Genomic DNA, 570 nt, shown 5'->3' with positions numbered 1-570 from the left:
TTTCAAAGGCTCCCACCTATCCTGTACAGATCGTACCCAAATTCAATATCAAGCTGCAGTAAAGCTCCATGGGGTCTTTCCGTCTTGTCGCGGGTAACCTGCATCTTCACAGGTATTAAAATTTCACCGGATCTCTCGTTGAGACAGCGCCCAAGTCGTTACGCCATTCGTGCGGGTCAGAATTTACCTGACAAGGAATTTCGCTACCTTAGGACCGTTATAGTTACGGCCGCCGTTTACTGGGGCTTCGGTTCACAGCTTCGGATTGCTCCTAACCACTCCCCTTAACCTTCCAGCACCGGGCAGGCGTCAGCCCGTATACTTCGCCTTACGGCTTCGCACAGACCTGTGTTTTTGCTAAACAGTCGCTTGGGCCTTTTCACTGCGGCCCCCTCGTGCTATTCACACTACCGGGGCACCCCTTCTCCCGAAGTTACGGGGTCATTTTGCCGAGTTCCTTAACGAGAGTTCTTCCGCGCGCCTTAGAATACTCTTCTCGCCTACCTGTGTCGGTTTGCGGTACGGGCACCATCACCTGGCTAGAGGCTTTTCTTGGCAGTGTGAGATCAT

1 rRNA gene is annotated in these 570 nt (G+C 52.8%); it reads right to left on the bottom strand.

Annotated features, from left to right (window positions below):
- Positions 1 to 570: ribosomal RNA gene (locus C170_RS21680) — 23S ribosomal RNA — on the bottom strand; the annotation flags it as partial.

The organism is Paenibacillus sp. FSL H7-689, from assembly GCF_000517905.1.
Lineage (GTDB): Bacteria > Bacillota > Bacilli > Paenibacillales > Paenibacillaceae > Paenibacillus > Paenibacillus amylolyticus.
Note: the sequence above shows the minus strand (reverse complement) of the source record. Positions and strands in the feature narration are given on the sequence as shown.